This is a genomic window from Pseudotabrizicola algicola, assembly GCF_010915705.1.
GTDB lineage: Bacteria > Pseudomonadota > Alphaproteobacteria > Rhodobacterales > Rhodobacteraceae > Pseudotabrizicola > Pseudotabrizicola algicola.
In genome coordinates, this window is sequence record NZ_JAAIKE010000001.1 from 1071523 (window position 1) to 1096446 (window position 24924).

A 24924-nucleotide genomic window follows, 5' to 3' on the forward strand; every position below is an offset into this window, starting at 1 on the left:
TGCGAGGCTCCGGCTCAGCCCCCGATCTCATCCGAGATGACCGCCACGCAGTCACCCGGCTTGACCAGACCCGGAAAGTGCCGCGCCGTGAACAGTCCGCCGCGGCTCGCGCGCAGCACCACCGGATCAACGCCGGTGCGCCCGACGGGATAGATCATCGCCACCACCTGTCCCTTGGCCACCCTGTCCCCCAGATCGGCGCAAAAGCGGATAAGCCCCGCATCCTCGGCAAAGGTGAAGCAACTGCCGTCCGGCATATCGAGCCATTGCGTCGCCCGTTCCTCGACCGCACCCTGCAAGATGCCAGCCGCCCGCAAAAGGTTGCGGCACCCGTCAAGCGCAATGCCGGCGGTTCGGGCGCTGGCGGTTCCGCCGCCGCCGAGTTCGGTGGTCACAAACACCTTGCCCATGTCTTCGGCGGCGGTGTCATACATGCCCACCGCGTCAATCTCCAGCATCTTGACCGAATAGGGCGCGCCAAAGGCCCGCACCAGCCGGAAGGCCTCGGCCTCCTGTGCCTTGTCGGGCAGGATATGGGCCGCGCAAAACGGCAGGAAATCCAGCGTCTTGCCCCCCGAATGGAAATCCAGCACCACATCGGCCATCGGCAACAGGACGCGCTGGAAGTAATCGGCGATCTTCTCGGTCACCGTGCCGTCGGGACGACCCGGAAAGCTGCGGTTCAGGTTGCCCCTGTCGATGGGCGAGGTGCGGGTGCCTGCCGCAAAGGCGGGCTGGTTCATCGCCGGAACGATGATGACCCGCCCCGCGACATCGGCAGCGGCCAGACTGCGCGCCAGTTCGAACAGCGCAATCGGTCCTTCGTATTCATCGCCGTGATTGGCGCCGGTCAGCAGGGCCGTCGGCCCGTCACCGTTCTTGACCACGGTAACGGGGATCATCACCGACCCCCATGCCGCATCATCGCGGCTGTAGGGCAGGCGCAGAAAGCCGTGCTGCACGCCCTCGGCCTCGAAATCCACCGTCACCGAAACGGGCGACGGGCGCAGATCGCTGCTCATCTTGTCAGTCCTTCACGAACAGCTTGCGCGGCACATTGGCCAGACATTCCACCCCGGTCTCGGTGATGAGGATGCTTTCGGTGATCTCCAGCCCCATGTCCTCCAGCCACAGCCCCGTCATGAAATGGAAGGTCATGCCCGGCTGCAACTCGGTCCTGTCGCCGGGGCGCAGGCTCATGGTGCGCTCGCCCCAGTCGGGCGGATAGCTCACGCCGATCGGATAGCCGGTGCGGTTGTCCTTGATGATGCCCGACTTGGCCAGCACGTCGAAGAAGCCGCGCGCGATGTCCTCGCAGGTGTTGCCCGGCTTGGCGGCGGCAAGCCCCGCCTCCATCCCTTCCAGCGTGGCCTTTTCCGCGTCAAGGAAAGCCTGCGTCGGCTTGCCCAGAAACACCGTGCGCGACAGCGGACAGTGATAGCGGTGATAGGTGCCCGCAATCTCGAAGAAGGTGCCCATCCCCGATTGCATCGGCTTGTCATCCCATGTCAGGTGCGGGGCCGATGCATCGCGCCCCGAGGGCAGCAGCGGAACGATGGCCGGATAGTCGCCGCCGAACTCGGCATCGCCGCGGATGCCCGCATCATAGATTTCAGCCACCAGATCGCATTTGCGCATCCCGACCTCGATCTTGTCGACGATCCGCTCGTGCATCTTTTCCACGATCCGTGCGGCCTTGCGCATGTAGTCGATTTCCTGCGGCGATTTCACCGCGCGCTGCCAGTTGACCAGTGCCGTCGTGTCGCAGAACCGCGCATTGGGCAGGTGCCGCGTCAGGCTGGCAAAAGCGGCGGCCGAGAAATAGTAATTGTCCATCTCGACGCCGATCCGCAGCCCGCCCCAGCCCCGGTCAGTCAGGATGCCCGACAGATAATCCATCGGATGCCGCTCGGTGCTTTGCACATAATGATCGGGATAGCCGATGATGTTCTCGTGGCGCAGGTACGCCGTCAGCTTGGCGCCATTGGCATCCTGCCCGCGCCCGAACCAGATCGGCTCGCCATGCGGGGGGATGATGACACATTGATGCACATAGAACGACCAGCCGTCATAGCCCGTCAGCCAGTTCATGTTGCTCGGGTCGGTGACGATCAACAGGTCAACGCCTTTCGCCTCCATCGCGCGGCGGGTCTTGTCCAGCCGCGCGGCAAACTCCGCGCGGGTGAACCGCAGGTGCACGTCCGTCATGGTAATGTCCTCCTTCGGGCGCTCTGGCCCCGTTTATACGGTAAAGCTCTGCCCCGCCCCCGCCGCGCGGGCGCGCGTCAGGGCAAGGGCGGCGATGGCGGTGTCCTGAATGCCGGTGCCGGTCAGGTCGGCAATCGTGATCGCGGCATCACCGGCGCGCCCCTTGGCGGTTCCGGCGATGATCTGGCCCAGTTCGGGGAAATCCTGCGCGGCGGGGATCACCCCCGCGGCAAGCGCGTGGTGGAGTTCGCCCAAAACCCGCGTCTGCGACAGACGGTCGGCCACATAGTGAACCTGTGCAAGCAGCGCCGGAGCGATCTCGTTCTTGTGCTCGGCATCCGATCCCATCGCGGTGATGTGCTGGCCGGCTTCGGCATGGTGCAAGATCGGCGCGGTGGCGGGTGTCGTCGTCACCACAATATCGGCCCCTGCCGTCGCCTCGGCCACACTGGCGCAGGCCCGCGCCGACAGCCCCCGCGCCGCCAGCCGCCCGCACAGCGCCTCGGCCTTGGCCATGTCGCGCGCCCAGATGCGAAAGGCGCTGACGGGCCGCACCAGAGCCAATGCTTCGGCCTGCAACTCCGCCTGCATCCCCGCCCCCAGAATGGCCGCGCTGGCAGAGCCTGCCCGCGACAGATGCCGCGCCGCGACCGCCCCTGCAGCAGCGGTGCGCACATCGGTCAGATACCCGTTATCAAGCAGCAGCGCCTGCACCAGCCCGGTTTTCGCCGACAGAACCACCATCATCCCGTTGGTCGAGGGCAGACCCAGCGCCGGATTCCCGAAAAAGCCGGGGCTGATCTTGATGGCAAAATGGTCAAGCCCGGGGATATAGGCGGTTTTCACATCGACCTCGCCCCGATGTTCCGGAATGTCCAGCCGCAGGATCGGCGGCATCGCAACGGGCGCCGTTGCCAGCGCACGGAAGGCATCCTCGACACAGGCAATCGCGGCGCTGTCCAGCGGCACCAGACGGCGCAATTCGGCTTCGGTCAGAATGGTGATCGGCTCTCTCATGCGGCACGTCCCTTCAGCGCCTGATCAAAGGTTTCGGGCGCAACATTGGCCCCCGTCAAAAGGCACAGGGTGGCCGCCCCGCAGGCGATCCGCCCCGAAAGCAGCGCCGCCACCCCCACCGCCGCCGCGCCCTCGACCCGATCCCCCGTCGCGAACAGGATGTGGCGCATCGCAGCGGCAATCTCGGCCTCGCCGACCAGCACCACATCGTCCAGCAGCGCGCGGCACATGGCAAAGGTCAGACGGTTGCCAAGGCCGATCCCGCCGCCCAGACTGTCGGCCAGCGTCGGCACCTCCTCCACCAGCACAGGCGCGCCCCGTGCCAGCGATGCCGCCATCGCCGCCCCGCGCTCCATCGACACGCCGACGATCCGCGTGGCGGGCGACAGCGCCCGCACCGCAGCCGCCACCCCCGCCGCCAGCCCTCCCCCCGACAGCGGGACCAGCACCGCATCGGGCGCCGGGCAATCGGCCAGCACCTCGAGCCCCAGCGTGCCCTGCCCTGCCACCACATCGGGGTGGTCAAAGGGCGGCACCTCGGTCAGCCCTTCCTCGGCCACGGCGCGGGCCACTTCCACCATCGCCTCATCCTGGCTTTGGCCGATGATCCGCACCTCTGCGCCCAGATCGCGCACCGCCTGCACCTTGTTGGCAGGCACCAGATGCGACAGGCATACCACCGCCCGCCCCCCCGCCGCCCGCGCGGCATGGGCAAGCGCGCGCCCGTGGTTTCCGGTCGAGGCGGTGACCACCCCACGCGCCAGTTGCGCAGAAGACAGCGCCAGCACGGCATTGGTGGCCCCGCGCAGCTTGAACGCCCCCGTGGTCTGGCGATACTCCTGTTTCAGAAGACAGCCCCGCAACAGCGGGTCGGCCAGCATCGGGGTGCGCTGCACATGCGGGCGTATCCGGCCCTCGGCGCGGCGAATGTCATCCAGACCGACAAAGCCCGTCATGGCAGCGCCGCCAGCGTCATCAGATGCCCCGCAGCCAGCGGCCCCGTCACCCCGCAAAGCCGCGCCACCTGCCACGCAGCAGCATAGTTCGACGACAGCGCAGGAAGGCCCGCCGCCGCCTCGATCCGGTCGATCACCCCCGCCGCGCGCACAGCGGTGCAAGACACAAACAGCGCGTCAGACCCCGCAAAGGCCGCGTCACTGGCCAGCGTCACCAGATCATCCGGCGCGATCCGCGCCATCTCGCGGTCATCTTCCATGTTCAGACAGGTAAAGCGGTCAATCGCAATCCCTTCGGCCTCGAACATCGCCGCCATCGGGCGCGAGGTTTCCACCGTATAGGGCGTCAGCACCGAAATCCGCCGCGCGCCCATCGCCCGCAACCCTGCCAGCGTGCCCGAAATCGGCGTCACCACGGGGCAACCCGGCTTGCCAAGGGCCACCTGCGCCCGCACCGCCGCATCGCCGATACAGACCGAGGCAGAGGTGCAGCCATAAATCACGGCGTCGAGGTCCTCCCCCGGCAGGATCAGCGCCGCGCCTTCCGCCAGATCGCCCTCCATCGCGCGCAGCGTCTCGGGCGTCACCGGATTGGCAAAGGGGATACGGTTGACATAAACCCCGATCCCCGCAGGGCAGAGCATACGGGCATAATCCACCTCGGATGTGTGGTCCGTCGACAGCGCCACCAACCCCACCCGATGCGCGACAGGGCGCGGATCAAGCCGTGGCTGACGTTCGGAAATCCGTATCTCGGTCATTTCGCAAGCCTCCCGAAACGATGCTCCAGCCAGCGCAATAGAACCACAGAGACCAGCGACATGGCGAGGAAGAACACCCCGACCAGCGTCATCGGCTCGATGTAGCGATAGCTGGAATTGGCCACCAGCTTGGCCTGGTTCATCATCTCCAGCACCGTGATCGCCGACAACAGCGGTGTCTCCTTGAACAGCGCAATCAGGTAATTGGCCAAGGCGGGGATCATCGGCGGCACCGCCTGCGGCAGAATGACATGCGCCCATGTCTGCCGCGTGGTCAGGTTCGTCGCCCGCGCCGCCTCCCACTGGCCGCGCGCCACATTCTCGATGCCCGCGCGGTAGACCTCGGCGGTATAGGTCGCATAATGCAGCCCCATGCCGATCACCCCCGCCACAAGCGGCGGCAACAGGATGCCCGCGCCGGGCAGCACATAGAAGATGAAGTAAAGCTGTACCAGCAGCGGCGTGCCTCGGATGAACTCCACAAGGAAGGTCACCGGCCGCGCCACCCACGGGCTTTGCGCCCGCCGCGCCACCGCAAAGACCAGCCCCAGCACCGCCGCCACGATCGCCGACAGCAGCGTGATCAGCAGCGTCAGCTTCAGCCCTTCCAGCAACACCGGCGTGATTTCCGCCGCGAAAGTCCAATCCCATTCCATCCTAGCGCACCCCGTCCAGACCGCGTGTCATCCGCCGCTCCAGCAGGCGCACGGCATAGGAAATCAGGCTCGCCATCGCGAAATACAGGATCAGGATCGCCAGAAACGGCACCAGCGTATTGCCGGTCTGCGCCCGCACCACCTGCGCCTGAAAGGTCATGTCCGACAGCGAGATCAAGGACACCACCGCCGTCGCCTTCAAAAGCTCGATCGCATTGTTGCCAAAGGTCGGCAGCATCAGCGGCACCGCCTGCGGCAGGATCACATGGCGCATCCTTTGCAGCCGCGTCAGGTTCAGCGCGATCGTCGCCTCATACTGGTCTTTCGGCACGGACAGGATCGCGCCGCGCACCACCTCGGCCCCGTAGGCGCCAACGTTCAACCCCAGCGCCAGGACCCCCGCCATCAGCGGAGACAGCGTGATACCGGCAAAGGGCAGCACGAAATACACCCAGAACAGCTGCACGAAAATCGAGGTGCCGCGAAAGAACTCGATGTAGACCGTCGCCAGCCAGCGCAGCGGCGCAAATGGCGCCAGCCGCCCCAGCCCCGCGACAAAGGCCGCCACCAGCGCCAGCGCGCATCCCATTACCGTAAGCTGCGCCGTCACCAGCGCGCCTTGCAGGATAAGGGTCAGATATCCGGACCAGTCGGTCATGACGGGGAAACCTTCGGGAAAGGGCGGATGGCGCGCAGCGGCGCGCCATCCGGTGCATCACAGGATCACTCGCCGCACAGCTCGGCACGGCTGGTCGACATCGCCGCCGCCGCCGAAAAGCCGTAAGGCTCCACAATCGCGGCAAACTCGCCCGACTCTTTCATCTTGGCCAGTTCCACATCAAAGGCATCGCGCAGCGCCGCATCTTCCTTGCGGAACGCCGCCCCGTCACAATACACCGGCGCGCCCACGACAGGGGCCAGCATCTCGAGGTTCGGATCATTCGCCTTGGCCAGCAGGTCCGAGATCGACAGCACCGGCAGCGAATAGACATCAAGCCGCCCGTCCTGCAGCATCTTCAGCCCCGACTGCCCGTCCGGCACCACGATCACCCGCTCGCGCGGCACGCCCGCTTCCAGCGCCAGCTTCTCCTCGGTGCCGCCGCCGGGCGCGCCGATTGTGGCGGTCGGGTCCGCCGCGATATCGGCGAAAGAGGTGAATCCCTTGGGGTTGCCCTTGGGCAGCAGGAAGGCCTCGGCATCGCACAGCACCGGCTCGGAATAGGCCACAGCCGCGCAGCGCTCGGGCTTCATGAACAGCCCCGCCGTGATCGCATCATGCCGCCGCGCCTGCAGGCCGGGGATCATCGCGCCGTATTCGCTGATCGAGGCGACCACTTCCGGCACCCCCAGCCGTTTGAACACCTCGCGCGCCACATCCGGCGCGGCCCCCGAAACCGAGCCATCGGCAGCCACGGCGGTAAAGGGCGGCTCGTTCGCAATCGCGATACGGGCAAAGCCCTGCGCCTTCAGATCATCCAGCTTGTCTGCCATCACGGCGGCGGGGGCCGCCATCAGGGCAAGGGTCAGAAACGTCGTTTTCATCGTTTATCCTCTTCTGTTGGGGTGGCTCAGACGCGGTGCCCTGCGGCGATGATCTTGCGCAGGAAGGTTTGGGTGCGTTCATGCGTCGGATGGGTGAAAATCTGTTCGGGCGGGCCTTGCTCGATGATCCGGCCCTTGTCGAAAAACAGCACACGGTCCGCGAATTCATGGGCAAAGCCCATTTCATGCGTGACCAGAAGCATCGTCATGTCGGTCTCGGCAGCGAGGCGCTTCATCACCAGCAGCACCTCTTCCACCAGTTCGGGGTCCAGCGCGCTCGTCACCTCGTCGAACAGCATGATGCGCGGCTTCAGCGCCAGCGCGCGCGCAATCGCCACCCGCTGCTTTTGCCCGCCCGAAAGCTGCGACGGCATGGCGCGCGCCTTCTCGGCAAGGCCCACCATATCCAGCAATTCCATCGCGTGGGCCTCGGCCTTGGCGCGCGGCTCGCCCTTGGTCAGCATCGGCGCAAGGGTGATGTTGTCCAGCACCGACTTGTGCGGAAACAGGTTGAAGTGCTGGAACACCATCCCGATGTGCCGCCGCATATGGTGCAGATGCGCCTCGTCGGCGGGAACCTCGCGCCCGCCGCGCTGCATGTGATACAGCGGCTCGCCGCAGACCTCGATGCGCCCGCCGGAAATCGTCTCCAGCGTCATCAGCATGCGCAGGATGGTGGTCTTGCCCGACCCCGAAGGCCCGATCAGCGCCAGCTTCTCTCCCGGCTGGACATCAAAGGACAGCCCGTCCAGCACCCGAAGCGGTCCGAACGATTTTTCAAGCTGCTGGATTCTGATGATCGGATCGCTCACGCCTGCCCCCTTGGTGGATGCAGGCACCATTCACACGATACAAAATCATGTCAATTTTTAAATAATATCATTACAATTTTAACTGCGAACCTTTTTTCGATCAGGTCAAATCGTGGGCAAAAGCGCCTCCGGAACGTCCCGCAACAGCCCCGCGATCACCGAAAGGCCGCGCTGCAGGTCTTCGGCACGGGTCGAGCCCAGCGAAATCCGAATCGCCTGATTGCGCCCCTTGTCCGAGGCGCGAAACGCCGCCCCCGCCGCAACCGCCACACCAAGCAGGCGCGCCTGCTCGACAAAGCGCTCCTCTGTCCACGCCTCCGGCAGTCGCATCCACAGATGCAGGCTGTTCGCATGACATTCGGGCATCAGGCTGCCCAATGCGGCGGCGGCCACGCGGTGCCGCTCCAGCATCGCCTCGGCCTGCCATGCCGCCAGCGCGGCCACGGTCCCGTCCTTGATCCATTGCGACAGCAGGTCAACCATCGGCGGCGTCGCCATCCAGTTGGCCACCAGATGCCGGTTCGCCACCGCCGTCGCATGGCGCGCCGGCGCATGCAGATAGGCCAGCCGCAACCCCGGCACGGTAATCTTGGTGAAACCGCAGATGTACAGCGTGCGTTCGGGGGCCAGCGCGGCAAAGGTCGCCACGCGGTCGGGGATCATCACGTTCAGAATGTCATTCTCGATGATCGCCAGATCATGCCGCCGTGCCACCGCCACCAGTTCTGCCCGTCGCGATTCCGGCATCATCACGGCCAGAGGATTGATAATATTCGGCTGAACATAGACCGCGCGGACCGCCCCCTTGCGCGCCAGATCGTCCAGCGCGGCAGGCAACATGCCTGCCCCGTCGATCGCCACCCCCTCCAGATGCAGGCCCAGATAGCTGCACAGGGGCTTCATCGTATGATGCGTCAGCGCCGCCGCCGCCAGCCCTGCCCCCGGCGGCACCACCGCCATCACGGCAGCGGTAATGGCGGGCGTGGCCCCGTTGGTCACCGCTATCCCGGCCTGATCGGCGGGCACGCCCTGCCGCATCAGCCAATCCGCTGCCACCGCACGGTGAAAGGGCATCACCATGTTGGGCCGGAACGACAAGGCCGACGGCGCGGCCATGTTCTCGGCAAGCCACGCGAAACCGCTGCGCAAACGGTTGAAATGGGTGGCATCGACCACAGGCTTCAGGATCGACAGGTCAATCACCTCGCCGGGGCGCTCGGGCAGATAGGGCTGGCGCGCGTCCTGCGTCTGGTCCAGCACGAAAGACCCGCGCCCCACCTCTCCGGCCACAAGGCCCCGGCGGATCAACTCGTCATAGGCGCGGCTGACCGTCTGCACCGACAGGCCAAGACTGTCTGCCAGCTTTCGGTGCGGCAAAAGCCGCGTCCCCGCCGGCAGCGCCCCGCCTTCGATCGCACGGGCAAATTGATCGGCCAGCGCCAGATAGGCGGGACGCGACAGGGTGGCGGGGTTGGGCATCCAGTTTGTCATGATTGCAAATCTGCACAAAACCATGACAATCTGCAATTGAAGAATTCTGCTTGGAACGCGCGTGCGAGGGCTTGGGATGAAACTGGACGCAATCGACCTGAAGATACTCGACGCGGTGCAAAAGGATGGCCGCATCACCAAGCTTCGCCTCGCCGAGGTGGCGGGCCTGTCGCCCACGCCCTGCTGGCTGCGTCTGCGCAAGCTGGAACAGGCCGGGCTGATCGCGGGCTATCACGCGCGCCTTGCCCCGCGCCGCCTCGCCCCCTTTGCCACCGTTCTGGTCGAGGTGACGCTCGCCAACCACCGCCAATCCGATTTCGACCGTTTCGAACGCGCCATCGCAGGCATAGAGGCGATCACCGATTGCTGGGCGGTGGGCGGCAGTCTGGATTACATCCTCAAGGTGATGGTGCGCGACATCGACACCTATCAACGCCTGATCGACAGGATGCTGGCCGAAGACATCGGCATCGACCGCTATTTCACCTATATCGTGACCAAGACCGTCAAGGATGCCGCCCCCCTGCCATTGGCGCTTTTCGCAGCCGACTAGAGAAAGTCTCTAGCCAAGGCGCCCGCCGCAGCCCGTCTGACCACAAAACCCCCGCTCTTTGGTCCCCTTCTCTGGGCTGCGGCGCGCATCATGGGCCAAACCACGACAGGAGAGCCCGGATGAACGCGCAGACCCCCACCCCCCCGCACCCTGCGCTCTCGCGCCTGTCCGACCGCGCCTTGCTGCGGACGCTTGGCCATATCGGCGGGCGCTGGACCGCCGCCGCGGACGCCGCAGATTTCGCCGTCACCGATCCGGCCAGCGGCGCGCTGGTCGCGCGCGTGGCGCGGCTTGGCACCGCTGCCACCGATGCCGCCATCACCGCCGCAACCGCCGCCTTTCCCGCTTGGGCTGCCCTGCTGCCCAAGGACCGCGCGCAGGTGCTGCGCCGCTGGGCCGTGCTGATGCGCGCCGCAACCGATGACCTTGCGCTCATCATGACGCTGGAACAGGGCAAACCCCTTGCGGAATCGCGCGGCGAAATCGCCTATGCCGCCGAGTTTCTCGACTGGTATGCCGACGAAGCCCCCCGCGTGAATGCCGAAGGCATCACCCCCCATCTCGGCGATGTCGAAATGATCGTCCGGCGTCAGGCGCTCGGGCCGGTGGGCGTGGTCACGCCGTGGAACTTCCCCAGCGCGATGATCACCCGCAAGGTGGCGGCGGCACTGGCGGCGGGCTGCACCGTGGTGGTGCATCCCTCGGCGGAAACCCCGCTTTCCGCGCTCGCCCTTGCCGAACTGGCCGAACGCGCGGGCCTGCCGGCGGGGGTGATGAACCTTGTGCCCGGCGATGCCGCCACCATCGTGGGGGCCATGTGCGCCGACACCCGCCTGCGTGCAATGTCCTTCACAGGATCGACCGAGGTGGGCCGTCTGATCGCCAGCCAATGCGCGCCGACCATGAAACGCATGGTGATGGAACTGGGCGGCCATGCCCCGCTGATCGTCTTTGCCGACGCCGACATCGACCGTGCGGTAGACATCACGATGGACGCGAAATTCGCGACCTCGGGCCAGGATTGCCTCGCCGCCAACCGCATCTATGTGGCGCGCGAGATCCTCGCGCCCTTTACCGAGAAACTGGCCGCCCGCATCGCGGCCTTGCGCAGCGGCCCCGGCCTCGACCCCGCGACCCAGATCGGCCCCCTGATGCATGCCCGCGCCCTTGCCAAGGTTGCGGCGCAGGTGACCGATGCCGTGGCGCGCGGCGGGCGCGTCGTGGTGGGCGGCGCGGCGCATCCCGAACTGCCGCTGGCCTACCTGCCCACGCTCATCACGGGTGCTCCCGACAGCGCGCTGATCCACCGCGAGGAAACCTTTGGCCCCGTCGCCTCGGTCCAGCCTTTCGACACCGAAGCCGAGGTGATCGCCCGCGCCAATGCCACCGAATACGGCCTTGTCGCCTATGTCGTCACCCGCGACGGCGCGCGCGCCTTGCGCCTGTCGCGCGCGCTCGACTTCGGCATGGTGGCGGTGAACCGCGTGAAGATCACCGGCGGCCCCGTCCCCTTTGGCGGCTGGAAACAATCCGGCATGGGCCGCGAAGGCTCGCGTCACGGGCTCGAAGCCTTCACCGAACTCAAATACATCTGCATCGACACTGCCGCCTGAGCGCGGGAAAGGACCACAGCATGCTTGACCGCGAAAATGATCTGAACGCCTGGGATCGCGACCACTTCTTCCACCCCTCCACCCATATGGGGATGCATGCGCGCGGCGACACGCCCCGCCGCGTCATCACCGGCGGCGAGGGGTGCCACATCACCGACGCCAGCGGCAAAACCAGCCTTGATGCCTTTGCCGGGCTCTACTGCGTGAACGTCGGCTATGGCCGCACGGAAATTGCCGAGGCCATCGCCGAACAGGCGCGCGAGCTGGCCTATTACCACGCCTATGTCGGCCACGGCACCGAGGCCAGCATCACATTGGCCCGCATGATCATCGAACGCGCCCCCGCGCATATGAGCCGCGTCTACTTCGGCCTGTCGGGGTCGGACGCCAATGAAACCAACATCAAATTGATCTGGTATTACAACAACATCCTTGGCCGGCCCGAGAAGAAGAAGATCATCAGCCGGTGGCGTGGCTATCACGGCTCGGGCGTGATGACGGGCAGTCTCACCGGCCTGTCGCTGTTTCACGCCAACTTCGACCTGCCGCGCGCGCCCATCCTGCACACCGAAGCACCCTACTACTTCCGCCGCGAGAACCGCGACCAGACCGAGGAACAGTTCAGCGCCCATTGCGCCGAAAAGCTCGAGGAAATGATCCTCGCCGAAGGCCCCGACACCGTGGCCGCTTTCATCGGCGAGCCGATCCTCGGCACCGGCGGCATCGTGCCGCCGCCGAAAGGCTACTGGGAGGCCATTCAGGCGGTCCTCAGGAAGTACGATATCCTGCTGGTCGCAGACGAGGTGGTGACAGGCTTTGGCCGCCTCGGCACCATGTTCGGCTCCGACCATTACGGGATGCAGCCCGATCTCATCACCATCGCCAAGGGCCTCACCTCGGCCTATGCGCCGCTGTCGGGCTCCATCGTGTCGGACCGCATGTGGCAGGTGCTGGTGCAAGGCTCCGATCAGCTTGGCCCGATCGGCCACGGCTGGACCTATTCGGCCCATCCGATCTGCGCGGCAGCGGGGGTGGCGAACCTCAAGCTGATCGACAGCCTGAACCTCGTGCAGAACGCGGGCGAGGTGGGCGCCTATTTCCGCGCGGGTCTGGCCGATGCACTCGGCGCCCATGCCCATGTCGGCGAGGTGCGGGGTGACGGATTGATGGCGGCGGTGGAATTCGTCGAAGACCGCGACGACCGCCGCTTCTTCGACCCTGCCCGCAAGATCGGCCCCGCCATCGCCGCCGCGCTGCTCGAAGAGGGAGTGATCGGCCGCGCCATGCCGCAGGGCGACATTCTGGGCTTTGCCCCGCCACTCTGCATGGGCAGACCAGAGGCCGATACCGTCATCGCCGCCGCCGCCAAGGCGGTCAAAAAGGTCCTCGGCTGAAGGCCCCGCCCCGGCTACTGGCCGGGGCCAAGCCTGCGATAGATCACATGGTGGTGCCGCCCGTCATAAAGCGGGCGCACCCGCTCCAGCGCCTGCATCGCCACCACGCGGCGCGGCGAGGCAAGGGCCTCATCGATCGCCTCACGGCTCGGATAGTCGATCTCCTGCACCAGAAACACATCGCCCAGCGCCGCCTCTGCCGCAACGGGCCGATACACCCGCACCGCCTGCGCATGCAGCATCTGCGACCATGCAGGCACCAGAAATTGCTCGACCGCCGCGTAGAACTCATCCTCCATGCCGGGCTTGATCCGGCCGCGGAAAATCGCGCTTCTGGTAAACATGGGGCTCCTTTCCGTGCCTGGGCCGCTCCTCCGTGAAGGCAGTGCCCGTGTTATCGTTATCATGGCCGCGCGCAAAGGAAAAGCGCCGCGACAGGCCGCGCGCCCTCGGGTGGATAATCGCAGAATTTGCACATTCGCAATTTGCTGCCAGAAGTTGCGATTATATATGCAAATTTTCCCGATTCTCCTTTGCGCCTGCAAAATCGCCTCTTATGGTGCCGCAAATCCGCAGGGGGAGTCGGTGCGATGAAAGACATTCTGGCACAGCTTGAAAGCCGCCGTGAAACCGCGCGTCAGGGGGGCGGCAAGCGCCGGACCGATGCGCAACATGCCAAGGGCAAGCTCACCGCTCGCGAACGCATCGACCTTCTGCTCGACGAAGGCAGCTTCGAAGAATTCGACATGTTCGTCACCCACCGCTGCACCGATTTCGGCATGGAGGCAGACCGCCCCGCAGGCGATGGCGTGGTCACGGGCTGGGGCACCGTCAACGGCCGCATGGTCTATGTGTTCTCGCAAGACTTCACCGTGATGGGCGGCTCGGTCTCCGAGACACATGCCGCAAAGATCTGCAAGATCATGGATATGGCAATCCAGAACGGTGCGCCCGTCATCGGCATCAACGATTCTGGCGGCGCGCGCATCCAGGAAGGCGTGGCCAGCCTTGCCGCCTATGGCGAGGTGTTCCAGCGCAACATCCTCGCCTCGGGCGTGGTGCCGCAAATCTCGCTCATCATGGGCCCCTGCGCGGGCGGCGCGGTCTACTCCCCCGCAATGACCGACTTCATCTTCATGGTGAAGGATTCCAGCTACATGTTCGTCACCGGCCCCGACGTGGTGAAAACCGTCACGAACGAGGTGGTGACCGCCGAAGAACTGGGCGGGGCCTCCACCCATACCCGCAAATCCTCGGTCGCCGATGCGGCATTCGAAAACGATGTCGAGGCGCTGGCCGAAACCCGCCGCCTGATCGACTTCCTGCCGCTCAACAACCGCGAAAAGGCCCCCGTCCGCCCGTTCTTCGATGATCCCGCACGGGTCGAGCCGAGCCTTGACACGCTGGTGCCGGAAAACCCGAACCAGCCCTATGACATGAAGGAACTCATCACCAAGCTGGCGGATGAGGGCGATTTCTTCGAAATCCAGCGCGATTTTGCCGCCAACATCATCACCGGCTTCATCCGGCTCGAAGGCCAGTCGGTCGGCGTGGTCGCCAACCAGCCCACCGTGCTGGCAGGCTGCCTCGACATCGACGCCAGCCGCAAGGCCGCGCGTTTCGTGCGCTTCTGCGACGCCTTCGAAATCCCGATCCTCACCCTTGTGGACGTCCCCGGCTTCCTGCCCGGCACCGGCCAGGAATATGGCGGCGTCATCAAGCACGGCGCGAAACTGCTGTTTGCCTATGGCGAGGCGACGGTGCCCAAGGTCACCGTCCTGACCCGCAAGACCTATGGCGGGGCCTATGTGGTGATGTCCTCCAAGCACCTGCGCGGTGACTTCAACTACGCCTGGCCCACTGCCGAGGTGGCCGTGATGGGCGCAAAGGGCGCGGTCGAGATCCTCTACCGCAGCGAGCTGGGCGACAAGGAAAAGATCGCCGCCCGCGTCAAGGATTACGAAGACCGCTTCGCCAATCCTTTCGTGGCTGCCGAAAAGGGCTTCATCGACGAAGTCATCATGCCCCATTCCACCCGCCGCCGCGTGTGCCGTGCCTTTGCGTCACTGCGCACGAAGAAGTTGGCGAACCCGTGGAAAAAGCACGATAACATCCCTCTCTGACACCACAGGGCAAAGGGGGATGCACAGATGGCACCATGCAGCAGGGCAGGCTTGCACCGGCAAGGGCGGCAGCGATCATGACCGATCCGAAGCCCGAGCAGCAGGAATCGCTCCAGCGCCTCGACGGGGACGAAACCCTGATCGCGGTGCCATCGGGTCAGCCGGTGGCCTTGCAGGACGTCATCTGGAATGTCCCCGGCCCCGAGGGGCTGGCAGTGCGTTTCCGCTTCGTCGCACCGCAGATCGCGCGCGAGGGGGGAACCATCCCCTACGAGGTCGCGGCCGAGGACATCTTGCACCTGTGCCAGACCTATGCGCTGCCCCGTCTGGCCGAGTTCGGACCGCAGCCGACGCAGATCATCATTTCGATGTCCGATCAGCCCGTCCCGTTCGGCGAATCTGCCCCGCAGGCGACGCAGTTTTTCGAGGCCTTCACGCCTCAGGACGATCTCTGCATATGGGAGATTTTCTGATGCGACCCCAAGATGTTGTTGTTTCCGCCCCCGCCCTGCGCGCTGCTGATGTAGCAGAGTCACAGGCGGCAAACTTGGCAAACAATCCATGTCAAAGGCGGCGGCAATCCGCTACTGTGACAAAAGGCCGAACCCAAGCGGCCTTTGCCTCAGATGAAGGGTGTGTTATCGGGCGATCCGAAACAACCTTCCAAGAATACAGGAGACGAGGATGTCGAAGAGCACGAAAATTATCCTGGCGCTTTCTATGGTCGCCTTTGTGGCTGCTTGCGCCAAGAAAGAAGCTGAAGTCGTTTACGTGGACGAACCGGTTTCGGTCGAACCCACCTACACCGGCAAGTACAAGTAAGACGGTCGGGCGGGCTGCCGGACCTGTTCCGGCATTGCCCGCCCACTTTTCCCGCCCGCGCTCTGGCGCGCGCACGGCGCTGTGCCATAAAGTCGCGCCATCCTTTTCAGCCCATCGCACAACTGCCCGCCGCTCATCGCCCCTTGGCCTTGCGCGCGCAGATGCCTATTGCTGCCCCCATCCATCCACAGGGGGCACCTCATGCTGAAACATCGCGGCTTTCCGGGCCGCCTTCCCGGCACCGATTTCCAGTTCACCATCCGCCGCGCCAACAAAAAGGACGGTCCGGCCAAGATCATCCGGCGCGAACGCTATCGCGACCGCAAGCACGCAGACCGCAAGGCCGATGAAGGCTTCATGGCCGCGCTCTGGCAATGCTTTGGCGAAGAACCCTTTGAACGCGGCAATCTCGACGCGGGCCGCCTCTCGTGGCTCTTTGGCCGCGAAGTGGTTCCCGCCGAAGACCCCTTCGATCCGCAAAGCTATGAAGCGCTGCTGCGCATCAATCTCAAGGTCGCCCAGGTGTCCTTCCCCGAGGTCTTTGCCGAAGATGCCGAAGACGTGATCTGGGATGAAGAAGACGACGGAGACGACGACTGATGCGCGCCCTTCCGCCTGTCCCCGTGCCCGACCGGCAGACCCCCGCGCATTGCGGACGGGGAAGCGGAATTTCGTTTGAATCCAAGGGCACTGCTGCCCATCCTTCACGGCATCCGGCGCGGGGTCCGCAGCCCCGTTCCGGGCTCCACATGACGACCCTATCCCTGACCTTGCGGTCCGGTCCCCTCGGGGCCGGACCGTCCTTTGCCACATGGCAAAGCCTTGCCGATGCCGACCGGCGCGGAAATTTCCCCTTTTCCGCCGCCAAGGATGCGGTAGAGTCAGTGTCAATAAAAACCCTGACACGAGGCAGTCACAAATGGTCACGAAACACGTTCTTCTCGCAACGGTCTTTGCCGTCACGCTCTCTGGCTGCGTCGGCGGGGGCGGTTATGGCAGCAATTCTGCACCGCTCAACAGCGCTGCCGTCCGCACCGTCGGCGGTGCCGCAGCGGGCGCGCTCATTGCCGAAGCCACCGGCGGCTCCAAGACCCGCGGCGCGCTCATCGGCGCCGTGGCTGGTGGCGGCTCCTGCATGCTGCCCGGCACCAACAACTGCTACTGATCCGGCTGCCGCCCGCGCGCGGCTCGGCCTGACATCAGATCATCCGAAAACAGGGTCTTTCAGCCATAACGGCTGGAGGGCCCTTTTCATTTGCGGCGCAGGCTCCGGCCCGAGCCTGCCCGAGGGGAGAGAGAGCCAATGTTCAAGAAAATCCTGATTGCCAACCGGGGCGAGATCGCCTGCCGCGTCATCAAATCCGCGCAGAAAATGGGGATCAAGACGGTCGCCGTCTATTCCGACGCCGACCGCAACGCGCTGCATGTGCGCATGGCGGACGAGGCGGTGCATATCGGCCCCTCTCCGGCCAACCAGTCCTATATCGTCATCGACAAGATCCTAGACGCGATCCGCCAGACGGGGGCCGAGGCGGTGCATCCCGGCTATGGCTTCCTGTCCGAGAACATGAACTTCGCCGCCGCGCTGGAACGCGAGGGCGTGGTGTTCATCGGCCCGCCCTCCCCCGCGATCGAGGCGATGGGCGACAAGATCACCTCCAAGAAACTGGCGATGGAGGCGGGCGTTTCCACCGTCCCCGGCTACATGGGCCTGATCGCCGATGGTGACGAGGCGATCCGCATTTCCGGCGAGATCGGCTATCCGGTGATGATCAAGGCATCGGCAGGCGGCGGCGGCAAAGGCATGCGCATCGCGTGGAGCGAGTCGGAAGTGCGCGAAGGCTTCCAGTCGTCCAAGAACGAGGCTGCAAACAGCTTCGGCGACGACCGCATCTTCATCGAGAAATTCGTGACCCAGCCGCGCCACATCGAAATTCAGGTGCTGGCCGACAAGCACGGCAATTGCGTCTATCTGCACGAACGCGAATGCTCGATCCAGCGCCGCAACCAGAAGGTCATCGAAGAGGCCCCCTCGCCGTTTCTGGACGAGGCGACCCGCAAGGCGATGGGCGAACAGGCCTGCGCCCTTGCGCGCGCCGTGGGCTATACCAGCGCGGGCACGGTGGAATTCATCGTGGATGGCAACCGCAACTTCTATTTCCTCGAAATGAACACGCGGCTTCAGGTCGAACACCCTGTCACCGAACTCATCACCGGCGTCGATCTGGTGGAACAGATGATCCGCGTCGCCGCGGGCGAGCCGCTGCCCTTCCAGCAATCCGATCTCAAGATCAACGGCTGGGCGATGGAAAGCCGCCTCTACGCCGAAGACCCCTACCGCAACTTCCTGCCCTCCATCGGGCGCCTCACCCGCTACCGCCCGCCGGTCGAAGGCCCGACCGCCACCGGCATCGTGCGCAATGACACCGGCGTGTTCGAAGGCGGCGAGATCAGCATGTTCTACGACCCGATGATCGCCAAGCTCTGCACATGGGGGCCGACCCGCGCCGATGCGATCGAGGAAATGCGCCTTGCCCTTGATACCTTCGAGGTCGAAGGCATCGGCCACAACCTGCCCTTCTGCTCGGCGGTGATGGACCACCCCCGCTTTACCAGCGGCAACATCACCACCGCCTTCATCGCCGAGGAATTCCCCGAAGGCTTCCACGGCGTGACGCTGGATGACACCGCCCTGCGCCGCGTCGCCGCCGCCGCTGCCGCGATGAACCGCGTCGCCGAAATCCGCCGCACCAAGATTTCCGGCACGATGGACAACCACCAGCGCCGCGTCGGCGATGTCTGGGTGGTCAGCCTGCAAGGCGCGCAGCACAAGGTCAGCATCAGCGCCGACAAGGCCGGCTCCACCGTCACCTTCGAGGACGGCACCGCCCTGCGGGTGGAATCCGACTGGACCCCGGGCGACAGCCTCGCCCGCCTGACGGTCGATGGCGCGCCCCTCGTGCTCAAGGTCGGCAAGGTGCCGATGGGCTTCCGCATCCGGTTGCGCGGCGCCGATCTCAAGGTGCTGGTGCAATCCCCGCGTCAGGCCGAACTCTCGGCCCTGATGCCGGAAAAACTGCCGCCCGACACCTCCAGATACCTCCTCTGCCCGATGCCCGGCCTTGTGGTCAGCATCAACGTGGCCGAAGGCGACGAGGTGCAGGAAGGTCAGGCGCTTGCCACGGTCGAGGCAATGAAGATGGAAAACATCCTCAAGGCCGAACGCAAGGGCGTGGTCAAGAAGATCGCCGCCAGCGCAGGCGCCAGCCTCAAGGTGGACGACATCATCATGGAGTTCGAATGATGAAGTCTCTGGCGCAACCCAAGCGCGGCCTAGCGCCCTGCCGGGTTGCGCTCCAGCATTTCCTGCCGCCGCAGCGGAAACTTGTCGATGGCCGCGACAATCTCCCGCACCTCCCACGGCAGCGGCTTGCGGATGACGGGGCGCAGATCCTTGTCCATCAGCACCAGCGAAAAGCCGCGCGGCCGCAGCCGCGTGCGCCATTCGCTGCGCGCCTCGGGGTCGGTGTCGGTGACAAGCACCACATCGCGCTGCTCCAGCGCGGCAAGGTCACGCCGCAAAAGCTCCATCTGGCGCAGAAAGTTCGGATCCTCCGGGCTGTCCCCGAACACCACCACGGGGCGGAATTCATACAGAAGATCGGCAAAGACCACATCCGCCGCGTCGCGCGGCCCGTAAACCTCGACCGCTTCTTCGGTCACGGCCCCGGCCGGAACTGACGGATCGATCGCCCCCGCTTCCTGAGCGGAGACCATAAACGGCAGCAATGCTGCAAGACCAAGAGTATAAAGCGGTTTCATGCGGCTCCCTTTGCCCAGAACATAGGGCGGCGCGGCGGGAAACCCAAGAGCAGATGCCACGCGCATATGACGGAGAAGACGATGACCGACGCTTTGAAAACATGGGCCGCCCTCGCCACCAAGGAGCTCAAGGGCAAGGACCCCGAAAGCCTGATCTGGCACACCCTCGAAGGCATCCCCGTCAAGCCGCTCTACACCGCCGCCGATACGGCCGACCTGCCGCATATGGGCGGGGTGCCGGGGGCAGCCCCCTTCACCCGCGGGGTCAAGGCCACGATGTATGCGGGCCGCCCCTGGACGATCCGGCAATATGCGGGGTTCTCCACCGCAGAGGAATCCAACGCCTTTTACCGCAAGGCGCTGGCCGCAGGGCAACAGGGCGTCTCGGTCGCCTTCGACCTTGCCACCCACCGCGGCTACGATTCCGACCATCCCCGCGTGGTGGGCGATGTGGGCAAGGCGGGCGTTGCCATCGACTCGGTCGAAGACATGAAAATCCTGTTCGACGGCATCCCGCTGGAAAAAGTCAGCGTTTCCATGACCATGAACGGCGCGGTCATCCCGATCCTCGCCAATTTCATCGTCACCGGCGAAGAACAGGGCGTCGACCGCAGCCTGCTGTCTGGCACCATTCAGAATGACATTCTGAAGGAATTCATGGTCCGCAACACCTATGTCTACCCGCCCGAACCGTCGATGCGGATCATTGCGGACATCATCGAATACACGTCCGAACATATGCCGAAGTTCAACTCGATCTCGATTTCCGGCTATCACATGCAGGAAGCCGGGGCCAATCTGGTGCAGGAACTGGCCTTCACCCTCGCCGACGGGCGCGAATATGTGCGCACCGCGATTGCGCGCGGCATGGATGTCGATGCCTTCGCGGGCCGCCTGTCGTTCTTCTTCGCCATCGGCATGAACTTCTTCATGGAGGCCGCCAAACTGCGCGCCGCGCGCCTCTTGTGGCACCGCATCATGTCGGAATTCGAGCCGAAGAAGGAAGGCTCGCTGATGCTGCGCACCCATTGCCAGACCTCGGGCGTGTCCTTGCAAGAGGCCGATCCCTACAACAATGTGATCCGCACCGCCTATGAGGCAATGTCTGCGGTGCTGGGTGGCACGCAAAGCCTGCACACCAACGCGCTGGACGAGGCCATCGCCCTGCCGACCGAGTTTTCCGCCCGCATCGCCCGCAACACCCAGTTGATCCTGCAGGAAGAAACCGGGATCACCCATGTCGTCGATCCGCTGGCGGGCAGCTATTACGTCGAGACCCTCACGCATCAGCTGGCCGAAGAGGCGTGGAAGCTGATCGAGGAAGTCGAGGCGATGGGCGGCATGACCAAGGCCGTCGCCAGCGGCATGCCCAAGCTGCGCATCGAGGAATCCGCCGCCCGCCGTCAGGCCGCGATTGACCGGGGCGAAGATGTGATCGTCGGGGTCAACAAATACCGCAAGGCCAAGGAAGACCCGATCGACATTCTCGATATCGACAACGTCGCCGTCCGCGACAGCCAGATCGCCCGCCTGCAGGCCACCCGCGCCAGCCGCGACGAGACCGCCTGCCTCGCCGCGCTTGCCGAACTGACCCGCCGCGCCGCCGAAGGAGGCAACCTGCTCGATGCCGCCGTGTCAGCCGCCCGCGCCCGTGCCACCGTAGGAGAGATTTCCGACGCCATGGAAAAAGTGTTTGGCCGCCACCGCGCCGAGGTGAAAACCCTCGCCGGAGTTTACGGTGCCGCCTATGAGGGCGACGCCGGATTTGCGGCCATTCAGGCCGATGTCGAGGCTTTTGCCGCCGAGGAAGGCCGCCGCCCGCGTATGCTGGTGGTCAAGATGGGGCAAGACGGGCATGACCGCGGCGCCAAGGTCATCGCCACCGCCTTCGCCGATATCGGCTTCGATGTGGATGTGGGCCCCCTGTTCCAGACACCGGAAGAGGCGGCGCAGGATGCCATCGACAATGACGTGCATGTCATCGGCATCTCGTCCCAAGCGGCAGGCCACAAGACGCTCGCCCCGAAACTGGTGCAGGCACTTCAGGCGGCTGGCGCGGGCGATATTCTGGTCATCTGTGGCGGCGTCATCCCGCAGCAGGATTACCAGTTCCTCTATGACAGCGGGGTAAAGGCCATCTTCGGCCCCGGCACCAATATCCCCGGCGCCGCCAAGGATATCCTGACGCTCATCCGTCAGGCGCGCGGCTGACGCCCTCGGATGCCCGCTCGGGCAATGCATCTCAACATGGGCGCGGGGCGTATCAGCCCCCGCCCGCCATCGCCATCAGGATCAGCAGCGGCGCAAGACCCATCAGGAACCCGCCGCCGCCCCCGCCGCCGTCTCCGTCCCCCTCATCGGCAGGGCTGTTGCTTTCGTCGGGCGTGTCCTCCTCGGGGATGGGTTCGGCGACCGGATCAAACAGATCACCCTCATCTTCGATCGCAGGATCGGGCGCTTCGGCAAAATCCTCGCCCGGCACCACGCCGCGGATCACCACCTGCATGATCTCGCCGGGGGAGAGATCGGCGGTCAGCACCCCGTCGCGGTAAACCGTATCGGTCTCCCGCGTCTCGACCTGCGCCCGCGAGGATGTGCTGCCCCTCGGCTGGCCATCGGCCACGCCCAGAACCGTGACCTCCATGCATTCAAAGCCGCTGATGACGCCCGAGATATCCACCTGCGTCGTGCTGGCCTGCTCGGCGGTCGAGACGATGTAGAACACCGCATCCCCCCCGCCCGAGAACATGTGGACATCCGCCGTGTCCGTCACAAGCTCGGTTTCCGGACCGCCCTGCGGCGTCAGATCGATCATCGATTTGCCGATCAGGTTCTTCGAGATCATCGAGAACATCTCGCCCGCAGGGGTCGGCTCGGAAAACACGGCCCCGCGTGACAGCGCATTGGCGCTGTTCTGGATCAGCGGCCAGACATGCGCCTGACTGACCCCCTGCGCCATGAATGTCTCGACCAGATCGAGCATCTCGCGCGCCTGGTTCAGGCCGAAGTCGATGTCCTTTTCCGGCCCCTTCGCCGCCTTGAGGTTCCATTCGGTCACATGCACCTCGAGATCGCGCATCCCTTCATGCGACATCCACACGCGCGAGATGGTGTTCAGATCATACTGGCGGCTGCTTTCGTTGCCGCGGCTGTAGACATGGGCAATCACCCCGTCTATCGCCTCGCGGCTTTCCTCGCTGTCAAACCCCATGATGACCAGTTCATTGTTCACCTCGGTCCAGTTGACATCCCCGTTGGCGCGGATGTTGCTCAGGGCGATCCGCGCATCGGGATAGCGCTCGTTCAGATCGGCGATCACATCGGGCGAACTCCAGCCCGCATACTGCGCGGAAAGGTTCGAGGTGCCATAGTTATGGCCCATCTGCACCAGCACCTTCATCGCATCGGTATCGACCGCATAATCCTCGGCAACCTGCTTGAGCTCGTCATCGATGATGACCGCCATCTCCGACGCCAGACGCCCGTATTCCACGGCATTCATCTCGCCCGAGCCCCAGTATTCGTTGCCGATTTCGAAGCCCGCGATCTTGGCATCGCCGTAAACGCCGGACGCCACATCATTGATGAAACCGCGCAGCGCCGTTTCATCCACGGCAGGCAGGCGGTTGCCATAGCGGTCGGTGGCATCGCCCAGCATGAACCGCGTCGGGATCACGATGGTCACCGGATGGCCATGCACCTCGGCAAAGGACATGAAATGCGAAATCGGAATGAACGGCACAACCTCGCCGGTCGCGGCATGCTGCGCCTCCGAGGCATCCGGGTTCTCGATGTCGAAGTAATCCTCTGTCAGCGTCCCGCCCGGATAGCGCAGACCCGTCACCCCCAGCGAGTTGATCGCCTGCGCATAAGACCCGTCTCCGGTCATCGGCCCGCGATTGGCCAGAACATTCCCGCCGAAAATCGCACTTGTCGCAAGATGGCCGAATGCCTCTGCATTGCTTGGTAAAACTGTCGGCACTGTATCAATCTCCCCACACCCAAGAGATCCGACCGTCCGACACCGCCCCCAAATCCGCCCTGCTCGACCAAAATCCGCCTGACGCGCGCCATAGCGCCGGAAGGCTCTTTTCGGTCTGTTCCGTGGCCTTCGCCTGTGAGTGCGCGGGGGCCAGCGGACGGGTCTGAAAACCGGATCGAACGTTCTGTTCTCGGGGAAATCGATGCAATCGCCGTGCCGATGGGCCGCGCGAAAGGGCACGCGGCGGCCTTACTGGCGTGAGGATGGGGCCAATCCCGACATTGGTCGGGTTGCTTGGCAAATGGTGGCAAGAACGCGGGCCAAATGGACCGTCACCCGCCGCACCTCGGGCGCGGCGGGGTCAAGTCAGGCAAGAACTGCTTGGAATGGCAGGCGCGCCGCAGCCCCTCGCCGCCACGGCAGCGGGGCGCATCGCCTTGTCCGGGGCCTCAGGCCCCGGTTTCAAACGCGGTGGTATCGCCCTTGGGCCGCTGATCTGCCGGCAAGGCTCCGGTGACCAGATAGATCACCTGCTCGGCAATGCCGGTGGCATGGTCGCCCACCCGCTCGATGTTCTTGGCGATGAAATGCAGATGCATGCAGCCGGTAATGGTGCGCGGGTCCTCCAGCATATGCGTCAGAATCTCGCGGAACAGCGCGCTGTAGATCTGGTCGATCTCGCTGTCGCGCGCGCGCACGCTGGCGGCCAGATCGGCATCGCGCTTGATATAGGCATCCAGCGCCGCATGCAGTTGCTGCTGCACCGCCCCCGCCATGCGCAACACCGACGCCGACAGCCCCCCGATCGGCGCGCTCTGGTTCAGCACCGTGGTGCGCTTGCCAAGGTTCTTGGCATAATCGCCGCAGCGCTCCAGATTGCTTGCCACCTTCATCACGCTCAGCACCGTGCGCAGGTCGCCCGCATTGGGCTGGCGCAGGGCAATCAGCCGCGCGCAGTCGGCGTTGATCTGTTCTTCCAGAGCGTCGATCGCCGCGTCCTCGCGCCGGACGCTGTTGGCCAAGGCGTCATCACGGCCATGCAGCGCCTGCGCCGCCTTTCCGATTGCCTCTTCAACCAGCGCCCCCATCCTGACGACCAGCGCCTGCACGCTGTGAAGGTCGCGGTCAAAGGCGCGAAGGATATGCGGATCAGTTTGCATCCCGCCGCCCCC

The 24924-nt window shown here is 64.9% G+C and carries 24 protein-coding genes; 10 read left to right on the forward strand and 14 right to left on the reverse strand.

Translation table 11 applies throughout. The annotated features are described in order from the left end of the window. Window positions 1-14: 14 nt before the first annotated feature. The 10 genes from doeB to ehuR all read right to left on the reverse strand — a co-directional run bounded on the left by doeB (window position 15) and on the right by ehuR (window position 9443). On the reverse strand, window positions 15-1022 hold the full coding sequence (doeB, locus tag G3572_RS05200; protein ID WP_164609569.1) for a N(2)-acetyl-L-2,4-diaminobutanoate deacetylase DoeB: 1008 nt from the start codon (window positions 1020-1022) through the stop codon (window positions 15-17). Between the two features lie 4 nt (window positions 1023-1026). Continuing rightward, a complete protein-coding gene (doeA, locus tag G3572_RS05205; protein WP_164609570.1) occupies window positions 1027-2208 on the reverse strand; it encodes an ectoine hydrolase DoeA in 1182 nt (393 codons plus the stop codon). 33 nt (window positions 2209-2241) lie between these two features. Next, window positions 2242-3225, reverse strand: a complete 984-nt coding sequence (eutC, locus tag G3572_RS05210) for an ectoine utilization protein EutC (RefSeq protein ID WP_164609571.1) — start codon at window positions 3223-3225, stop codon at window positions 2242-2244. Next, window positions 3222-4181, reverse strand: coding sequence for a hydroxyectoine utilization dehydratase EutB (gene eutB, locus G3572_RS05215; protein WP_164609572.1), 960 nt, complete (start codon window positions 4179-4181; stop codon window positions 3222-3224). The genes eutC and eutB overlap by 4 nt, the downstream gene beginning before the upstream one ends. Next, entirely contained in the window at window positions 4178-4942 is a 765-nt protein-coding gene (gene eutA, locus G3572_RS05220) for an ectoine utilization protein EutA (protein WP_164609573.1), read from the reverse strand. Before eutA ends, eutB begins: the two co-directional genes overlap by 4 nt. Next, window positions 4939-5598: an ectoine/hydroxyectoine ABC transporter permease subunit EhuD gene (ehuD, locus tag G3572_RS05225; protein WP_164609574.1), complete on the reverse strand. Its 660-nt coding sequence runs from the start codon at window positions 5596-5598 to the stop codon at window positions 4939-4941. The genes eutA and ehuD overlap by 4 nt, the downstream gene beginning before the upstream one ends. Before the next feature lies 1 nt (window position 5599). Further along, entirely contained in the window at window positions 5600-6256 is a 657-nt protein-coding gene (gene ehuC, locus G3572_RS05230) for an ectoine/hydroxyectoine ABC transporter permease subunit EhuC (RefSeq protein WP_164609575.1), read from the reverse strand. A gap of 65 nt (window positions 6257-6321) precedes the next feature. Beyond that, complete coding sequence (gene ehuB, locus G3572_RS05235; RefSeq protein WP_164609576.1) at window positions 6322-7140, reverse strand: ectoine/hydroxyectoine ABC transporter substrate-binding protein EhuB; 819 nt, start codon at window positions 7138-7140, stop codon at window positions 6322-6324. A 26-nt stretch (window positions 7141-7166) separates the two neighbouring features. Continuing rightward, the gene (gene ehuA / locus G3572_RS05240) at window positions 7167-7952 is read right to left on the reverse strand and encodes an ectoine/hydroxyectoine ABC transporter ATP-binding protein EhuA (protein ID WP_164609577.1); all 786 of its coding nucleotides are present in this window, start codon (window positions 7950-7952) and stop codon (window positions 7167-7169) included. 105 nt (window positions 7953-8057) lie between these two features. Then, window positions 8058-9443 (reverse strand): MocR-like ectoine utilization transcription factor EhuR, encoded by a 1386-nt coding sequence (gene ehuR / locus G3572_RS05245; protein ID WP_164609578.1) that lies wholly within the window; start codon window positions 9441-9443, stop codon window positions 8058-8060. Window positions 9444-9519: 76 nt separating this feature from the next. Between ehuR and G3572_RS05250 the strand changes: the two genes are divergently transcribed. The 3 genes from G3572_RS05250 (at window position 9520) to G3572_RS05260 (ending at window position 13003) form a co-directional block, all read left to right on the forward strand. Continuing rightward, window positions 9520-9996 carry an Lrp/AsnC family transcriptional regulator gene (locus tag G3572_RS05250; RefSeq protein ID WP_164609579.1) on the forward strand — a complete coding sequence of 159 codons (477 nt, stop codon included), beginning with the start codon at window positions 9520-9522 and terminating at the stop codon, window positions 9994-9996. 119 nt (window positions 9997-10115) lie between these two features. After that, window positions 10116-11609 (forward strand): NAD-dependent succinate-semialdehyde dehydrogenase, encoded by a 1494-nt coding sequence (locus tag G3572_RS05255; RefSeq protein WP_164609580.1) that lies wholly within the window; start codon window positions 10116-10118, stop codon window positions 11607-11609. A 20-nt stretch (window positions 11610-11629) separates the two neighbouring features. Further along, window positions 11630-13003, forward strand: a complete 1374-nt coding sequence (locus G3572_RS05260; RefSeq protein ID WP_164609581.1) for an aspartate aminotransferase family protein — start codon at window positions 11630-11632, stop codon at window positions 13001-13003. A gap of 14 nt (window positions 13004-13017) precedes the next feature. Here G3572_RS05260 and G3572_RS05265 read toward each other — a convergent pair whose 3' ends face one another. Next, the gene (locus tag G3572_RS05265) at window positions 13018-13347 is read right to left on the reverse strand and encodes a hypothetical protein (protein WP_164609582.1); all 330 of its coding nucleotides are present in this window, start codon (window positions 13345-13347) and stop codon (window positions 13018-13020) included. 246 nt (window positions 13348-13593) lie between these two features. Here G3572_RS05265 and G3572_RS05270 point away from each other — a divergent pair, with 246 nt between their 5' ends. The 6 genes from G3572_RS05270 (at window position 13594) to G3572_RS05290 (ending at window position 19252) form a co-directional block, all read left to right on the forward strand. After that, the gene (locus tag G3572_RS05270) at window positions 13594-15126 is read left to right on the forward strand and encodes an acyl-CoA carboxylase subunit beta (protein ID WP_164609583.1); all 1533 of its coding nucleotides are present in this window, start codon (window positions 13594-13596) and stop codon (window positions 15124-15126) included. Window positions 15127-15203: 77 nt separating this feature from the next. Continuing rightward, window positions 15204-15599, forward strand: coding sequence for a DUF6497 family protein (locus G3572_RS05275; protein WP_240335403.1), 396 nt, complete (start codon window positions 15204-15206; stop codon window positions 15597-15599). Window positions 15600-15810: 211 nt separating this feature from the next. After that, on the forward strand, window positions 15811-15948 hold the full coding sequence (locus G3572_RS21855) for a hypothetical protein (protein WP_205518471.1): 138 nt from the start codon (window positions 15811-15813) through the stop codon (window positions 15946-15948). A gap of 201 nt (window positions 15949-16149) precedes the next feature. Next, on the forward strand, window positions 16150-16548 hold the full coding sequence (locus G3572_RS05280; RefSeq protein WP_164609584.1) for a hypothetical protein: 399 nt from the start codon (window positions 16150-16152) through the stop codon (window positions 16546-16548). A 319-nt stretch (window positions 16549-16867) separates the two neighbouring features. Beyond that, window positions 16868-17113, forward strand: coding sequence for a YMGG-like glycine zipper-containing protein (locus tag G3572_RS05285; RefSeq protein WP_164609585.1), 246 nt, complete (start codon window positions 16868-16870; stop codon window positions 17111-17113). A gap of 138 nt (window positions 17114-17251) precedes the next feature. Continuing rightward, the gene (locus G3572_RS05290) at window positions 17252-19252 is read left to right on the forward strand and encodes an acetyl-CoA carboxylase biotin carboxylase subunit (protein ID WP_164609586.1); all 2001 of its coding nucleotides are present in this window, start codon (window positions 17252-17254) and stop codon (window positions 19250-19252) included. A gap of 29 nt (window positions 19253-19281) precedes the next feature. Here G3572_RS05290 and G3572_RS21860 read toward each other — a convergent pair whose 3' ends face one another. Beyond that, complete coding sequence (locus G3572_RS21860; protein WP_205518481.1) at window positions 19282-19770, reverse strand: DUF4174 domain-containing protein; 489 nt, start codon at window positions 19768-19770, stop codon at window positions 19282-19284. Between the two features lie 81 nt (window positions 19771-19851). Between G3572_RS21860 and scpA the strand changes: the two genes are divergently transcribed. Further along, window positions 19852-21981: a methylmalonyl-CoA mutase gene (gene scpA / locus G3572_RS05300; RefSeq protein ID WP_205518491.1), complete on the forward strand. Its 2130-nt coding sequence runs from the start codon at window positions 19852-19854 to the stop codon at window positions 21979-21981. A gap of 52 nt (window positions 21982-22033) precedes the next feature. On the opposite strand, the gene G3572_RS05305 is transcribed toward scpA, so the two are convergent. Then, window positions 22034-23752 (reverse strand): hypothetical protein, encoded by a 1719-nt coding sequence (locus G3572_RS05305; RefSeq protein ID WP_164609588.1) that lies wholly within the window; start codon window positions 23750-23752, stop codon window positions 22034-22036. Window positions 23753-24201: 449 nt separating this feature from the next. Then, the gene (gene phoU, locus G3572_RS05310; protein WP_164609589.1) at window positions 24202-24912 is read right to left on the reverse strand and encodes a phosphate signaling complex protein PhoU; all 711 of its coding nucleotides are present in this window, start codon (window positions 24910-24912) and stop codon (window positions 24202-24204) included. Window positions 24913-24924: the final 12 nt, after the last annotated feature.

Bases quoted from the DNA above. Each gene is read 5' to 3' on its own strand.
- eutB (WP_164609572.1), bottom strand. From the start codon at position 4,181: ATGACGGGCTTTGTCGGTCTGGATGACATTCGCCGCGCCGAGGGCCGG.
- G3572_RS05255 (WP_164609580.1), top strand. From the start codon at position 10,116: ATGAACGCGCAGACCCCCACCCCCCCGCACCCTGCGCTCTCGCGCCTG.
- doeB (WP_164609569.1), bottom strand. From the start codon at position 1,022: ATGAGCAGCGATCTGCGCCCGTCGCCCGTTTCGGTGACGGTGGATTTC.
- G3572_RS05270 (WP_164609583.1), top strand. From the start codon at position 13,594: ATGAAAGACATTCTGGCACAGCTTGAAAGCCGCCGTGAAACCGCGCGT.
- G3572_RS05275 (WP_240335403.1), top strand. From the start codon at position 15,204: ATGACCGATCCGAAGCCCGAGCAGCAGGAATCGCTCCAGCGCCTCGAC.
- ehuD (WP_164609574.1), bottom strand. From the start codon at position 5,598: ATGGAATGGGATTGGACTTTCGCGGCGGAAATCACGCCGGTGTTGCTG.
- G3572_RS05280 (WP_164609584.1), top strand. From the start codon at position 16,150: ATGCTGAAACATCGCGGCTTTCCGGGCCGCCTTCCCGGCACCGATTTC.
- G3572_RS05285 (WP_164609585.1), top strand. From the start codon at position 16,868: ATGGTCACGAAACACGTTCTTCTCGCAACGGTCTTTGCCGTCACGCTC.
- G3572_RS21860 (WP_205518481.1), bottom strand. From the start codon at position 19,770: ATGAAACCGCTTTATACTCTTGGTCTTGCAGCATTGCTGCCGTTTATG.
- ehuB (WP_164609576.1), bottom strand. From the start codon at position 7,140: ATGAAAACGACGTTTCTGACCCTTGCCCTGATGGCGGCCCCCGCCGCC.
- eutA (WP_164609573.1), bottom strand. From the start codon at position 4,942: ATGACCGAGATACGGATTTCCGAACGTCAGCCACGGCTTGATCCGCGC.
- ehuR (WP_164609578.1), bottom strand. From the start codon at position 9,443: ATGACAAACTGGATGCCCAACCCCGCCACCCTGTCGCGTCCCGCCTAT.
- G3572_RS05260 (WP_164609581.1), top strand. From the start codon at position 11,630: ATGCTTGACCGCGAAAATGATCTGAACGCCTGGGATCGCGACCACTTC.
- ehuC (WP_164609575.1), bottom strand. From the start codon at position 6,256: ATGACCGACTGGTCCGGATATCTGACCCTTATCCTGCAAGGCGCGCTG.
- eutC (WP_164609571.1), bottom strand. From the start codon at position 3,225: ATGAGAGAGCCGATCACCATTCTGACCGAAGCCGAATTGCGCCGTCTG.
- G3572_RS05250 (WP_164609579.1), top strand. From the start codon at position 9,520: ATGAAACTGGACGCAATCGACCTGAAGATACTCGACGCGGTGCAAAAG.
- G3572_RS21855 (WP_205518471.1), top strand. From the start codon at position 15,811: ATGTCGAAGAGCACGAAAATTATCCTGGCGCTTTCTATGGTCGCCTTT.
- G3572_RS05265 (WP_164609582.1), bottom strand. From the start codon at position 13,347: ATGTTTACCAGAAGCGCGATTTTCCGCGGCCGGATCAAGCCCGGCATG.
- G3572_RS05290 (WP_164609586.1), top strand. From the start codon at position 17,252: ATGTTCAAGAAAATCCTGATTGCCAACCGGGGCGAGATCGCCTGCCGC.
- phoU (WP_164609589.1), bottom strand. From the start codon at position 24,912: ATGCAAACTGATCCGCATATCCTTCGCGCCTTTGACCGCGACCTTCAC.
- scpA (WP_205518491.1), top strand. From the start codon at position 19,852: ATGACCGACGCTTTGAAAACATGGGCCGCCCTCGCCACCAAGGAGCTC.
- doeA (WP_164609570.1), bottom strand. From the start codon at position 2,208: ATGACGGACGTGCACCTGCGGTTCACCCGCGCGGAGTTTGCCGCGCGG.